Source organism: Haemophilus seminalis (genome assembly GCF_006384255.1).
GTDB lineage: Bacteria > Pseudomonadota > Gammaproteobacteria > Enterobacterales > Pasteurellaceae > Haemophilus > Haemophilus seminalis.
In genome coordinates this window covers 151820-166050 of sequence record NZ_VCED01000002.1, presented here as the reverse complement: position 1 = coordinate 166050, position 14231 = coordinate 151820, and the positions used below count along the sequence as shown (strand labels likewise).

The window sequence follows — 14231 nt, the reverse complement described above, 5'->3', positions numbered from 1 at the left end:
CATTATTGATAAAATATAGGATTACTCGGCTTACGTCGTTTTCCGATATTTTTCGTATCCTTATGGCGCAATTTCACTTTTTTCTTCGCCTCTGTTTTTTTCTTTTCTTCACGTTTTTCTTTAATGCGTGCCTTTTGTTTTTTGCTTACAGATTTCACTTCACCATCTTTTGGTGGCTTAGTGCGAGGTTCTAAACCTTCTAAAATGCGCGCCTTTAAAATTTCCTCGGTATAGCGTTTGATTTTACCCAATAACTTGTAATCATGAGCTTCAACAAAAGAGACTGCGGTGCCCTTTTTGCCTGCTCGTGCTGTACGTCCAATTCGATGCAAATAAGTATCCGCACTATACGGCAAATCAAAATTCATCACATGGCTTACATCGTCAATATCAATACCACGCGCAGCCACATCCGTTGCAACCAATACCGTCACAATACCTGATTTCAACTTATCAATCGCATTATTACGTTGAGTTTGTGCCATTTCACCTTCTAAATACGCGGAACGAATGCCTCGTTTACGCAATGTTTCAGAAAGTTTACGCGCATCTTCACGACGACGAACAAATACAATTCCACGCGTCACTTCTTCAGTCTCAATAAAACGCGCGAGCAATTTGATTTTGTGTTCATTGCTGTCTGCGTGATAATACCATTGATTGATTTTTTTTCTCTCTCGACGGCTTGGTTCCGCATCTACTTTCACAGGATCATTCAACAAACGATCTGCAAAATCGACCAATAACTCCCCTTCCAATGTTGCAGAAAATAATAAGGTTTGTTTTCGCCAACGGGTTTCAGCCGCAATTTTTTCCGCATCTTGCCCAAACCCCATTTGTAACATTCTATCGGCTTCATCAAAAATCAGCATTTCAACGGAACGGCAATCAAACTTTTCTTCCTTAATGTATTGCAACAAACGACCAGGCGTAGCTACCACCAAATCTTGATTGGTATTAAACACATCGCCGTGATTTTGATACGCCACGCCACCTGTAATTGTCGCAATATTTAAATGGGTGAACTGTGCTAATTCTTCCGCTTGTTCTGCCACTTGCATTGCCAATTCACGGGTTGGCGTTAATACCAAAATACGCGGAGGGCCTGGTTTACGGCGTGGATAATCCAATAAATGTTGTAGCGCAGGTAATAAAAAAGCAGCAGTTTTCCCTGTTCCCGTTGGTGCAGAGCCTAATACATCACGCTCTTCCATTGCGGCAGGAATGGCTTCCATTTGAATAGCTGTTGGGCGGGAATAACCTTTTTTCTCTAGTGCCTTTAAAAGTTCGGGAGAAAGATCGAATTGTTCAAATTGGGATAAATTCATTATTGTGTGGTTCTTTGTTAAAATTGGCGCGAATTATACCCGAAAAGCACCTAAAAGTGCGGTCAATTTACGAAAAATTTATGAGCGGATTTACCTTTAAACAATTCCATATCAATCAAGATTCTTGTGCCATGAAAGTCGGCACTGATGGTATTTTGTTAGGTACTTGGACAGATGTTAAACATTGTAAAAATATTTTAGATATGGGCAGTGGCACTGGATTGTTGGCTTTAATGTTAGCGCAACGAACAAAAGAAAGCTGCCAAATTCAAGCGGTTGAGTTGGATCCCATTGCAGTAAAACAAGCACAAGAAAACATCAATGATTCAATGTGGAAAAATCGCATTCAACTTATTCAAACGGATATACAACATTTTTTACAAACCACTGAACAAACCTTTGATTTAATTGTGGCAAATCCACCTTATTTTGAACAAGGTATTGCCTGCAAAAATGAGGAAAGAGAATTGGCTCGTTATACCAAGCAAAGCCACTTAAATTGGTTAGAATGGGCTGCCACGCGCTTAGCGGAAAATGGGAAAATAAGTTTTGTATTGCCTTATGAGGCAAGCAAAACGCTCATAAAATCCACCGTACTTTTTTGCATAAAACAAACGAATGTCATTACTAAAGTGGGAAAAACGCCCCAAAGAATGCTACTCACGTTTTCTAAACAACCCCAAGTTTCAATACAAGATCAATTGGTGATTTATGATGAGGATAATCAATACACTGAAGCGTTTATTGAATTGACTAAAGACTTTTATTTGAAATTTTAAAGGGGAGAAAATTCTCCCCTTGAACTGATAAAAAACGCTTAATTACCATTCATAACCATAAGCAGCCCCAACCATAACATCTTTCTTACCTGACATATTGGATGCTCCACTGAATTTAACAATATGTTTACCATTATCTGTCAAGCGAGAATATCCAACTGCTAAGGCTTGTTCTCCGCGATAATACGTGGTGGCAGTACTTATAGATGATCTACCTGAAGTATGTGGCTGAGGTAGCAAACCCATTGCCCCCGCAATAGCAACTCCTCGACGTCCTCGACGATCAACTTCATCCATTCTATTGTTTAATTGATTAATTGAACGTGTATTATGTGCCACAGATTGATTAGTTTCATATAATTGCTGACCATTTACCGCTTCTTTTGATGTTGCAGAAATTTCACCAGCAGCCACATTTACTACTTTATTTCCGCCATTATCTAAGCCGTTTTCAGTAATTGAAACAGTTTTGCTGCCTTTATTAATAGTCACGCCATTGGTATTCATAACTGTATTGCCAGTGTGAACCTCTTTAACATTAACAATGTCATTTGGTGTGAGACTACTACCATTCGTACCGTCTCTGCCATTTATGCCATCTCTACCATTTTGTCCATCTTTGCCATCTCTGCCGTCTCTACCGTCTCTACCGTCTCTACCGTCTCTACCATTTTGCCCTTTCAAATCAGGATTAGTTTTAATGGCATTGCTATCTAATTCCATAAATAGAACCTGATTATTTCCATCCTTTTATAGCGATGCTTTTAAGCCATTACCAAAAGAAAAACGAAGATTCGTTAAATTAAACGGTGAACCTAGTTGTGTGCCAATATTAAAGTTAGCACCACTACTACTTCCACCGTTATAAAATAACACAGGAGCAGTAGCCAAAGCTTTTAATTGTGCCACATTCACTGCATCAGTATCTTCTGAACCTGCAGCGACATTCGTGATTTGGCGAGTAATGCCTAAATCAGAATTACCTACAGATACTGCACCGGCAGAACTTCTCCAAGTGTTGGCGTCATTGTAGTTGGATTTAATTTTTGCGAGAGCAGCATTCTTTGCAAGAATAGCATCATCACGCTTTTTCTGATTCACTTTTACAATATTATTAGCCACATCCCATTCGTCTTTATTAGCAGCATATAAAAGCTTATATTCTGCCGTTTTTAATTCTTCGTTTGTATCGAGAATATCCTTATCTGCTTGCTTAATAATATCTCTCTGAATTTGGTAATCAGAAAGCTTAGTAATCTCAACTCCTGTGCTATTCGTGGTATTACCTTTAAGCTGAGAAAGCGAGCTTACGGTTTCCTCTAATGATAATATCGGGTTGTAACCTATTTTATCGCTCATTGTATTAGCCAAAGAAGTATCGCCTAATGCTACACTTGAATCTACACTAGTCACTGCATTATAGCCAAGTGCAATAGAGTTTGTCGCAGTTGTTTCCGAATATGCACCAATAGCTATACTATTAGCAGCATTCGCAAAAGCACGATCACCTATAGCAGTAGTTTCATTATAAATAGCTAATGCACCAGCACCGATGGCATTACTAAAACGACCTCTTGCATAAGCAAAAGCACCAATAGCATTACTAATATAGCCTCTTGCCCCCGCTTCATTATAATTATTATTAGGTACTAAATTTTTATTAGCTTGATTTTGAAGACCAATAGAAATAGAGTAATGCCCCATTGCTCGAGAGTTATTACCAACAGCAGTTGCGTATAAACCTTGTGATTGAGATGACTGACCAATTGCTGTTGCACCCATCCATTTTCTATATCTACCATCACTAGCCCACATTTTTTCGGTATTAGCGCGTATTTGGTTACCAATCCCTGTCGCTCCATTACTTCCTGTTTTCGCTCCTACACCAACAGCGGTTTGACCTGAATATGTTGGATCTAAACTTGGATGGTCACCATAACTATTTAGAGCATCTGCACCAATAGCGATGGATAATCCAACATTAGATTGCGCATTTCGACCTATCGCAATAGAACCCGAACTATCACTAGCTTGGTCTGGTCTTTTGTTACCTTCAGCTACAGCTCTAAATGTATTAATTACCTTAGCTTTGTTACCCATAGCAATGGATTCAATTCCAGAGGCACTACTTGCATAACCAAAGGCACTAGATAAATTACCTATTGCTTTCGCAGATGTTCCAACAGCCAAACTAAAGTCACCCGTCGCCTCAGCTGCAAAACCATTTGCTAATGTTTGCACGCCCGTCGCCTTCGCCTCATATCCTGTTGCGATACTTGCATAGTTAGTTGCTTTTGATTTAGCGCCTAGCGCAACAGAATATGAACCAGAAGCTAATGATTCATCACCAATCGCAATAGCTTTGCCCCCTGTTGCACCAAATGGGTTGGCTAACCCAAAACGAGCTAATTCGGGATTCTTTGGATACAACTCTTTTTGCTTATCTAATGTTGCACGAGCCTCCGCGACACTTTTTGCATAAGCAATAAAAGCATCACGTTTTTTCTGATCTGGAATAAGTTGTTTGAGTCGGGCGTCATCTTTAATAAGTTCTGCTAGTTTTGTTTCACCCTGTGTTGCATTAGTAAGTTCAGAAATGACCGCTTGATCGGTGATATTGCTTTTAATCGTACTATCATAATTCAGAGATTCTCTTAATTTATTTGGGTCATCATAGAATTTCTTCATTTCTTTTTCACTAGTATGCACACCAATCGCAATTGCACGTTGTCCTATAGAATAAGCATCTGCGCCAACTGCAACACCATATTGATCAGTTGCCTCCGCGTATGCACCTAACGCAGTTGTATTAATCTCAGTGGCTTGAGAATTTGTCCCCATCGCTATTGTGTCAGTTTTAGTGGCTTTGGAGCCTAAGCCTATCGCAGCTGAATTACTGCCGCTGGCTTCTGAATTCACTCCCACAGTAGTTGATTGATTGCCTGTTGCTTGTGCATTCATACCTACAGCAGTACCAAATAATGCCGCTTGAGAGTTTTTTCCCACAGTTGTACTACCGTTAGTATTTTCGCCCATTTTTTGTTCTAATTGGGTAATTCGATTAATTAATGTATTGTATTCTTCTTGTGTGAGAGTGACATTATCTGCCCATGCTGGAGCACTTAAAGCAGAAAAGAGAGAAAGGGAAACAAGAGAAATTTTTGCACTAAAGTGCGGTTGATGTTTATTGTGTTTTGCAAAATTATTGCCTGTAGGACTGTATATCACTGATTATTCCTTATTTAATAATATTTGTTACAATTTGCACTGTTTTTATATAAAAACAGACAAATTGTACACAACTCTATTAATGGAAATCAATGAAGTCATTAGAAATATAAAAACTGCATGATCTGTATCAAGGATAAATATACTCTAGGCTAGTTTTAATTCCATACTTTAAGGGGGATATGCACTTCACCAAAGGTTAAACTATTACCATAGTTAGCAATAAATATACCTATGCTAAACTAAAAGTTCACTAAAAATACCACTTCACTAACAACACACCCGCATTCACTGCAATGTTTAAGCCTGATTTAATCGGGCTTGCGAGCGTTAAACGCACTTGTGTGTCTTCTGGAGTTGCTAAACTTTCCGTAGAACTTTCACTTAACACAAAAACCACTTTATTTTTTAACCGTACTTTATCCAACGGCTCACCTTGTTTATTGTGCGATACATGAATAATTTGATAGCCTGATTTACGCAATTGCATTAAAGCTGAATCAATATAATCCGTTTCTAACACACGAATATATTCCGCACCACCTTCTGCTACGCGCATTGAGGCTGCCGAATATAGATTTTCCACATTATCGGCGACAATATTTTTCACGCCAAAATAAGCACAAGTACGCAATACCCCACCAATATTTTGTGCATTATTCACGTTGTCTAACAGCACTAAACAATCATCTTCACGAGGAATATCCAAATACCCTTGCAACGTGAAAGCACGCTGTTTCTTCACTAATAAGCAAATGCCACCATGATGTTCTGTTCCGCTCACTCGAGCTAATTCTTCGCCATCTACAACATGATAAGCCTTCTTGTTTTCGGCTAAATAACTCAATACCTCGCCAATTTTGTGTGACATTTGTACGGTTGCCCATAATCGAACAATACTTTCAGGGCGTTCTGCAAATAAAGCTAAACAGGCATTTTCACCGTAAACTTTCATTTCTTCCGCTCGGTTTTTCTTAATTTTTTCAGGCGCTCGAGGAGAAAGCGCCCCCGTTTTCTTTTCTTTTGTTTTATAAACCGTACCCGTACTTTTTATCATCACTTGAACCTTAGGTTGTTCAGCATTTTTATTTGATGGTGCACGAGATAAAGAAAGTTGCGTAATTTTGGTTTCTTTCACTTCTTGTTTATCACGAGAAAAACGAGATTTTTCGTTTCTATTTCCATTAAATTTATCATTAGAGTGCAGTCGATTTTGAGTTGGTTTTTCTCTGTATTTTTCACCTACTGAGCGTTCTTGAAAGGATCTGCCGGCGGATTGAAAAGACGGTTTACGTTTGTCGTTCATAGGGTTTTCCTGAATAAAAATGAATATTTTTTAGCCAAAAAATGCTAAAATTTGTAAGCATTATAACGAAAAAAAGCCTTTTTTCTATTAATAAGCGCGTGAAATATTGTAAACTAACGCACTAGTCTTTAATCACGAGATGGATTATGTTAATCAATAAAACTAAACGAGCTGAACAAAATTTAAATAATTTGCCATTCCTTGCTTTGCAAGCTGAGCAAATTGAATTTTTGGGTAGCCCGGCTGAATTTAAAACTCAAATTATTGAATTAATCAGAAACGCAAAAAAACGTATTTATGTCACCGCACTTTATTGGCAAAAAGATGAAGCGGGGCAGGAAATCCTTGACGAAATTTATCGCGTGAAGCAAGAAAATCCACACTTGGATGTAAAAATTCTCATAGATTGGCATCGCGCACAACGCAATTTATTAGGTGCGGAAAAATCGGCCACCAATGCAGATTGGTATTGCGAGCAACGCCAAACTTATCAGTTACCTGATGATCCGAATATGTTCTTTGGCGTGCCAATTAATACGCGCGAAGTTTTTGGTGTATTGCATGTTAAAGGCTTTGTATTTGATGATACGGTGCTTTATAGCGGTGCAAGCATTAATAATGTCTATCTGCATCAATTTGAAAAATATCGTTATGATCGCTATCAAAAAATCACTCATTCCGAATTAGCTGATTCGATGGTTAATTTCATCAATGATTACTTGTTAGATTTCAGTGCAGTTTATCCACTTGATGTCACCAATCACCCTCGCACCAAAGAGATCCGCGGCAATATTCGCGCTTATCGTAAAGACCTTGCGCAAAATGGTGAATATTCATTAAAAAGTGCGGTGAAATTACCGAATGTTTTAAGCGTATCGCCACTGTTTGGCTTAGGGGCATCAGGCAATGAATTAAATCAAGTAATTGAAGATTTATTCTTGCAAGTGCAAGAAAAATTGGTGATTTGTACGCCATACTTTAATTTCCCACGCACATTGCAACATAAAATAGCAACGTTATTGGAAAATGGTAAACGAGTAGAAATTATTGTTGGCGATAAAGTCGCAAACGATTTTTATATTCCACCAGAACAACCATTCAAAATGGCAGGGGCGTTACCTTATCTTTATGAAAGTAATCTTCGCCGTTTCTGTGAAAAATTTGAGTCTCAAATTGAAAATGGTCAGCTTGTGGTGCGTTTATGGCGTGATGGTGATAATACTTACCACTTAAAAGGTGTGTGGGTAGATGACCGTTATATTTTACTTACGGGTAATAATCTTAACCCTCGAGCTTGGCGTTTGGATGCTGAAAATGGCTTATTAATTTACGATCCACAACAACAGCTTTTAGCCCAAGTGGAAAAAGAGCAAAACCAAATTCGCCGACATACAAAAGTATTAAAACATTACACTGAATTAGAAGAATTGAATCAATATCCAGAACCAGTGCAAAAACTTTTGAAAAAATTTGCACGAATTAAAGCGGATAAATTGGTGAAAATGATTCTTTAGGTTATATTTTAAAAAAATAAGGGAACGTTAAGTTCCCTTTATCATATTTGCTAATCACCGAGCTTTAATGACTTAAATGCCCGATGATTTAGATCAAGATTATTTATTTAATTTCGCTTTGTAAGTTGGATTCATTAAGTTTTCTACAGAAAGAATGTCATCTAATTGTTCTTCTGTTAATAAACCTTTTTCTAACACAACTTCACGTACACCTTTGCCTGTTTGCGCACAGATTTTACCCACTAAGTCGCCATTGTGGTGACCAATAAATGGATTTAAGTAAGTCACAATACCAATTGAATTAAACACGTAGTTTTCACAAATTTCTTTGTTTACAGTGATGCCATCCACGCATTTATCACGTAAGTTCACACAAGCATTCGTTAAGATGTCGATAGATTCGAACATTGCTTGACCAATCACGGGTTCCATTACGTTTAATTGTAATTGACCGGCTTCAGATGCGAAGGTCACAGTGGTATCGTTACCAATTACTTTAAAGCATACTTGGTTCACTACTTCAGGAACAACTGGGTTTACTTTTGCAGGCATGATAGAAGAGCCAGCTTGTAATTCAGGTAAGTTAATTTCTTTAATACCAGCACGTGGACCAGAAGAAAGTAAACGTAAGTCATTACATACTTTAGAAAGTTTCACTGCGGTACGTTTTAATGCTCCGTGAACCATTACATAAGCACCACAGTCAGATGTTGCTTCGATTAAGTTTTCTGCCGGTACGCAAGCTAATCCGGTTACCTCAGCAAGGTGTTTTACAACTAGTTCTGTATAGCCTTGTGGCGTATTTAAACCTGTACCGATCGCTGTTGCACCAAGATTTACTTCAAGGAGTAAACTTGCTGTACGTTTTAAGTTACGCACTTCTTCTTCAAGTAATACCGCGAAAGCTTTGAATTCTTGACCAACAGTCATTGGCACAGCATCTTGCAATTGAGTACGACCCATTTTTAAGATGTTCGCAAACTCTTTTGCTTTATTATCAAAACCATCGTGTAAATATTGAATTTTATCGATCAATTTTAAGATGCTGTTATACACTGCAATACGGAAACCAGTAGGATACGCATCATTGGTTGATTGGCTTGCATTAACGTGGTCCATAGGGTTAATCACGTTATATTCGCCTTTTTTATGACCAATTTTTTCAAGCGCAAGGTTAGCAACCACTTCATTGGTATTCATATTGACAGACGTACCTGCACCACCTTGATATACGTCTGATGGGAATTGATCTAAGCATTTTCCAGTAGTAAGAATTTCATCACAAGCTGCTACAATCGCTTTTGCAATATCACTTGGAATTGCACCTAATTCACCATTTGCTAAAGCAGTTGCTTTTTTCACCATCACCATGCCACGAACAAACTCAGGCACATCAGAAATGGTTACGTTAGAAATATTGAAATTTTCTACCGCTCTTAATGTATGAATACCCCAGTACGCATCTGCTGGTACATCACGTTCGCCGAGTAAATCTACTTCTTTTCTAAATTGAGTCATTTGAATCACCTTTTCTGGTTAGTTAATTTGACGCCATTATAGAAATTTTAAGGAGAAAAAACTTGACCGAGATCACATTTTCAAGAAATGCTCTCAAGACATATTTTCATTTTTCGGATTAGTTTTTTTAGGGGAAAATTAGTTATCTATCAAACTTATGCAGATTTTAACTGCTCACCAATTTTCTCAAACAGTTTCTGAATTTGCTCTGCCCTATGCCCTAACACTCTCACAATCAATCCACCTTCATTCAACTGAGATATACCAAGAAGTAAAGATTTATCTGTTTCTTGCTGTTGAAGCTGTTGCGCTATCGGCTTAATTTCTGCAGATGTTTTTTGTAAGTTAATGTAAACCAATGATCCCTGATGTGAAAAACCTTCCATTTGGCTTAACGCGGTTAAATTCATTTTAGCTGGCAACCACTGAATACAATCTAACATCAGCGGTTTAACTTTCCCATTTTCTTGCACAAGCTGAACTTTTAAATGAGAAGAAAATTGGCGAAATTCAAAACGCTCATCATTAGCCACTCGCCCAATAGCCACAATTTCACCATAAATTAGCGTACTCTCAGGTTGCATATTGATTAACGTTTTTTGCTTAAGAGCAGAATTCTTATGCAAAACCAACGGATGAGGTAAATAAAATAAACGACTTTTCTCGGCAAGTTGAATCAATATATTTTGCTCGGCAAAATCTCCCTCATTCATTGCCTGAACCCGAGTAAATGCCTGCGTATTTAAAGAAAGTGCGGTAGATTTTTCGAGCGTTATTTGAATATCAACTCGATCCCCAGCCAATAACCCTGGTGAAGAAGACATTTGCATTGCGCTGAGTCCATTTTCCCAAGAATCAGTATAAGCAGATAACGTCATTACTTTAAAAGGTGGCGTCACAAAGTATTTATCAAGTTGAGTTTTGCCGTTTGAGGAAAGTTTGGTTGAAAGTTTGAGGGTACTATTCATAATCTTTTCAATTTGTAAAAAACTCCCCTCTTTAAAGGAGAGGGGATGATTCTTTATCTCACTAATGCCTTGGGTTCTTCTACATTCTTCAACAACGCATATTTTTCAATCCAACCAATCACGCCATTGAGATTTTCTTTTTTCATCAAATTAGTAAAAATAAACGGCTGACCATTACGCATACGGCGAGCATCGCGTTCCATAATACTTAAATCTGCGCCAACAAATGGTGCAAGATCTGTTTTGTTAATCACTAACAAATCTGAACGAGTGATACCTGGCCCACCTTTGCGTGGGATTTTCTCGCCTTGTGCGACGTCAATCACGAAAATTGTCACGTCTGCTAAATCAGGGCTAAAAGTTGCCGATAAGTTATCACCGCCTGATTCGATAAAAACAATTTCTACATCAGGGAAACGTGCCACCATTTCATCGACCGCTTCTAAATTCATTGAGGCATCTTCACGAATTGCCGTATGTGGGCAACCGCCTGTTTCTACCCCCATAATTCGCTCTGGCGGAAGCAGGCTATTTTTCGTCAAAAATTCCGCATCTTCTTGGGTGTAAATATCGTTAGTAATGACTGCCACGCTATATTTACTCGCTATTTCGCGAGTGAGTTTTTCAATTAAGGCTGTTTTGCCCGCGCCAACAGGGCCGGCCACGCCAATTTTAATGTAGTTACGCATAATGTTCCTGATTTGATTAATATGTCTTGAAATAAAATTAATGATTGTTAACGAATTACTGAAACAGAATCAACCTCTCCTTCAGCACCTATAAAACGGACTTCTGGCTGTAAACATACACCAAATTTATTTTCCACAGTATGACGCACATGACGAGCTAGATTTGCCACATCTTCACCAGTAGCTCCGCCCTTATTAATCAACACCAGTGCTTGTTTCTCATGTACTGCTGCTCCACCAATTTGATAACCTTTTAATTGACATTGATCGATTAACCATCCAGCAGCAAGTTTGACTGAGCCATCAGGTTGTGGAAAGTGCGGTAAATTTTCGTGATGTTTTTTGATTTCCGCAAAATGCTCTGCACTCACTACGGGATTTTTAAAGAAACTTCCTGCATTACCAAATTCATCAGGGTTAGGCAATTTACTTTGACGAATTTGACATATTTCATCAAAAATTTGTTTTGCCGTAACTTTCAGAGAATCAAACTCAGTTAAAGAGCCATATTTTAGCACTGGCTGCCAGTTTTTGTTTAATTTCAATCCTATCGCAGTGATCACATAGCCAAACTGATAATGGTGTTTAAAGATACTGTCTCGATAACCGAATTCACATTCTTCAGCTGTTAATCGAAATATTTCATGAGTACTTAAATTTAACACCTCTACATAATGGCATATATCTTTAAATTCTACGCCATAAGCACCAATATTTTGGATCGGTGCTGAGCCTGCGCAACCTGGAATGAGTGCAAGATTTTCCAAACCATAGATACCTTCATTTACACTCCATTCCACCAAATGGTGCCAATTTTCGCCACCATTTACATGAAGATAATGAAAGTCAGTATCTTGTTTATGTGTAATCCCCATTAATCGATTAAGCACAACAATACCACTGAAGTCTGCTAAAAATAGCATATTGCTTCCTTGACCAAGAAAAAGTATGGGGAGATTCATTGCTTTTGCATGATCCCAAGCTTCTTGCAATTGTGCCACACTATGCGCATCAATAATTTCATGGGCTTGAACAGAAATATGAAAAGTATGAAAAGGTTGTAAATTTTGCATTTAAAATACCATTTTAGGATGCACTTATACTTTGCTACTCGTGCATGAATTATCAAAAGTGTATGAATTTTTAAATTCACTCTACGTTTAAACTAAGATATGAGGTAAAGTAATTTTTACCTGAGTCCCACCCTCTTCTCGACGTCGAATATCTAATTCTGCATTCAATTGACGACAACGTTCTGTCATAATGTTCAAACCATAATGTCCTTCGGGCTCTTCAAGATTAAGAATACCGATGCCATTATCTAGCACAGAAATTTCATACTCTCCCTCAGAGTTAATCAGGGCATGAATTTCAATAGCAGAACCTTTAGAATGTTTTATCGCATTTGTTGTTGCTTCACGTACGATTTGCAACACATGTACTAACTGCTGAGGATTTAAACTTTGTGAAGGCAAATGACTATTCACACTCATTTTCATACTAGTTTGGGCACGTAAAGAATCAATCACTTGCTCCAAAGCCAGTTGTAAGTTAGCTTCTTGAATCGTTAATCGGAATGTTGCTAAAAGTTCACGCAATTGTGCATAACCACCTGAAAGTGCTTGTTCAAAATCAGCAATAATCCCCAAGCTTTTTTCTCTTGCGTGTGGTTCTTCTTTCCTTAAATTATGTTTAAGCAACGTAAGTTGAATTTGCAGAAACGATAATACTTGAGCTAAAGAATCATGCAGTTCTCTTGCAATAATAGAACGTTCTTCCATCAACAAAAGCTGTTCTTGCTGACGCAAACTTTTATGGAAGTACAAAGCTCGTGCAAGCATTTGTGCCAAATTCTGCATCATTCTAGGGTCGGGACAAGGCAATCCTGATTGCCAAGAAAGTACGCCTAAATCTTCATTATCTACCGATAGCATTTCGAGTTGTAAAGTACGATGAGAATCCTGCTCTCCAAAAGCAATATTCCAATGCTCCGCCCCCATAACTTCTATTTTGATATATTGCAAATGCTCACTCACACGTATGAGATCTAATACTTGGCTTAAAATTTTATCATTAATAGAATTCGCATTAAGAATCTGTGAACTTTTATAAAGGTTTGTCAAAGAGCGGTTAGTTTGGCGTAATTTTTGTGTTTTTTCATTTACGGCATCTTCTAAACGAGAATAAAGTTGACCTAATTCCATCGACATTTGTGTAAAAACATGTGCCAATGTGCCCAATTCATTCTGTTTTGTTGTATCTAATGAAATATGATTAAACTGACGCATCTGCACTTGCATACTTGCTTTTGTCATTAACTCTAAAGGTTTTACTACCTCACGATGAGTGTACCAAATCAAATAGGAAACCATGACCAAAATTAATAACATAGCTAAACAAAGTACAAATACGCCAAGGATCCATTTTTGCTCACTAAAACGCTGTAATTCAAACACAAAACGATCAACATCTGCGACATAATCCGTTAATTGTTCGCTATAACTTTTTACATTTTTCTGTTGGGCATATTTTTCCATTAATGCCCAACGCTGTAAAATGGTATGGTAGGATTGTTTGACTGCATCTGGAGTAAAAAATTGACGTTGAATTTCTAATAATGCAGATGAATGAAGGCTAATATTATAATGCCGTAAATTAGCCTCGACTGTTGAGGGTTGAGATTGCATTTCATAGAGCAAACGATAGCTTTGCATGCGCAATGAACCTGAAATATTAATCGCTTCAGCATCATACTTATTGCTACTCATAATTGCTAAACTTAGTGAGCTAATAACACCAGAAACAATAAGGATAATAAATAAATATTTAGCAATACGTGTAGAAACAGAATGTTTAGTATGCACAGCAACTCCAATGAAATAACATCAATTTATAGATAAA

The 14231-nt window shown here is 37.8% G+C and carries 11 protein-coding genes; 2 read left to right on the top strand and 9 right to left on the bottom strand.

The window, feature by feature from the left end:
• Positions 1 to 2 precede the first annotated feature (2 nt).
• On the bottom strand, positions 3 to 1328 hold the full coding sequence (gene srmB, locus FE813_RS03075; protein ID WP_139989407.1) for an ATP-dependent RNA helicase SrmB: 1326 nt from the start codon (positions 1326 to 1328) through the stop codon (positions 3 to 5).
• An 80-nt stretch (positions 1329 to 1408) separates the two neighbouring features.
• Between srmB and FE813_RS03070 the strand changes: the two genes are divergently transcribed.
• A complete protein-coding gene (locus FE813_RS03070) occupies positions 1409 to 2107 on the top strand; it encodes a tRNA1(Val) (adenine(37)-N6)-methyltransferase (protein WP_180978672.1) in 699 nt (232 codons plus the stop codon).
• Positions 2108 to 2149: 42 nt separating this feature from the next.
• Here FE813_RS03070 and FE813_RS03065 read toward each other — a convergent pair whose 3' ends face one another.
• The 3 genes from FE813_RS03065 to FE813_RS03055 all read right to left on the bottom strand — a co-directional run bounded on the left by FE813_RS03065 (position 2150) and on the right by FE813_RS03055 (position 6641).
• Positions 2150 to 2830 (bottom strand): YadA-like family protein, encoded by a 681-nt coding sequence (locus tag FE813_RS03065; RefSeq protein ID WP_139989405.1) that lies wholly within the window; start codon positions 2828 to 2830, stop codon positions 2150 to 2152.
• Between the two features lie 27 nt (positions 2831 to 2857).
• Positions 2858 to 5335: a hypothetical protein gene (locus FE813_RS03060; RefSeq protein ID WP_139989404.1), complete on the bottom strand. Its 2478-nt coding sequence runs from the start codon at positions 5333 to 5335 to the stop codon at positions 2858 to 2860.
• 253 nt (positions 5336 to 5588) lie between these two features.
• Positions 5589 to 6641 carry a tRNA/rRNA methyltransferase gene (locus FE813_RS03055; protein ID WP_139989403.1) on the bottom strand — a complete coding sequence of 351 codons (1053 nt, stop codon included), beginning with the start codon at positions 6639 to 6641 and terminating at the stop codon, positions 5589 to 5591.
• A gap of 146 nt (positions 6642 to 6787) precedes the next feature.
• Here FE813_RS03055 and pssA point away from each other — a divergent pair, with 146 nt between their 5' ends.
• Complete coding sequence (pssA, locus tag FE813_RS03050; protein ID WP_139989402.1) at positions 6788 to 8155, top strand: CDP-diacylglycerol--serine O-phosphatidyltransferase; 1368 nt, start codon at positions 6788 to 6790, stop codon at positions 8153 to 8155.
• Positions 8156 to 8254: 99 nt separating this feature from the next.
• On the opposite strand, the gene aspA is transcribed toward pssA, so the two are convergent.
• The 5 genes from aspA to narQ form a co-directional block, all read right to left on the bottom strand.
• On the bottom strand, positions 8255 to 9673 hold the full coding sequence (aspA, locus tag FE813_RS03045) for an aspartate ammonia-lyase (RefSeq protein ID WP_032827054.1): 1419 nt from the start codon (positions 9671 to 9673) through the stop codon (positions 8255 to 8257).
• 155 nt (positions 9674 to 9828) lie between these two features.
• On the bottom strand, positions 9829 to 10641 hold the full coding sequence (locus FE813_RS03040; protein WP_139989401.1) for an urease accessory protein UreD: 813 nt from the start codon (positions 10639 to 10641) through the stop codon (positions 9829 to 9831).
• A gap of 53 nt (positions 10642 to 10694) precedes the next feature.
• The gene (gene ureG, locus FE813_RS03035) at positions 10695 to 11330 is read right to left on the bottom strand and encodes an urease accessory protein UreG (RefSeq protein ID WP_077540818.1); all 636 of its coding nucleotides are present in this window, start codon (positions 11328 to 11330) and stop codon (positions 10695 to 10697) included.
• Between the two features lie 47 nt (positions 11331 to 11377).
• Complete coding sequence (murB, locus tag FE813_RS03030; protein WP_139989400.1) at positions 11378 to 12403, bottom strand: UDP-N-acetylmuramate dehydrogenase; 1026 nt, start codon at positions 12401 to 12403, stop codon at positions 11378 to 11380.
• A gap of 87 nt (positions 12404 to 12490) precedes the next feature.
• Positions 12491 to 14194: a nitrate/nitrite two-component system sensor histidine kinase NarQ gene (gene narQ / locus FE813_RS03025; RefSeq protein WP_139989399.1), complete on the bottom strand. Its 1704-nt coding sequence runs from the start codon at positions 14192 to 14194 to the stop codon at positions 12491 to 12493.
• Between the last annotated feature and the right edge of the window lie 37 nt (positions 14195 to 14231).

What these genes read in the sequence shown, in the direction of transcription:
- srmB (WP_139989407.1), bottom strand. Translation starts at nt 1,328, where the DNA reads ATGAATTTATCCCAATTTGAACAATTCGATCTTTCTCCCGAACTTTTA.
- FE813_RS03070 (WP_180978672.1), top strand. Translation starts at nt 1,409, where the DNA reads ATGAGCGGATTTACCTTTAAACAATTCCATATCAATCAAGATTCTTGT.
- FE813_RS03065 (WP_139989405.1), bottom strand. Translation starts at nt 2,830, where the DNA reads ATGGAATTAGATAGCAATGCCATTAAAACTAATCCTGATTTGAAAGGG.
- FE813_RS03055 (WP_139989403.1), bottom strand. Translation starts at nt 6,641, where the DNA reads ATGAACGACAAACGTAAACCGTCTTTTCAATCCGCCGGCAGATCCTTT.
- pssA (WP_139989402.1), top strand. Translation starts at nt 6,788, where the DNA reads ATGTTAATCAATAAAACTAAACGAGCTGAACAAAATTTAAATAATTTG.
- aspA (WP_032827054.1), bottom strand. Translation starts at nt 9,673, where the DNA reads ATGACTCAATTTAGAAAAGAAGTAGATTTACTCGGCGAACGTGATGTA.
- FE813_RS03040 (WP_139989401.1), bottom strand. Translation starts at nt 10,641, where the DNA reads ATGAATAGTACCCTCAAACTTTCAACCAAACTTTCCTCAAACGGCAAA.
- ureG (WP_077540818.1), bottom strand. Translation starts at nt 11,330, where the DNA reads ATGCGTAACTACATTAAAATTGGCGTGGCCGGCCCTGTTGGCGCGGGC.
- murB (WP_139989400.1), bottom strand. Translation starts at nt 12,403, where the DNA reads ATGCAAAATTTACAACCTTTTCATACTTTTCATATTTCTGTTCAAGCC.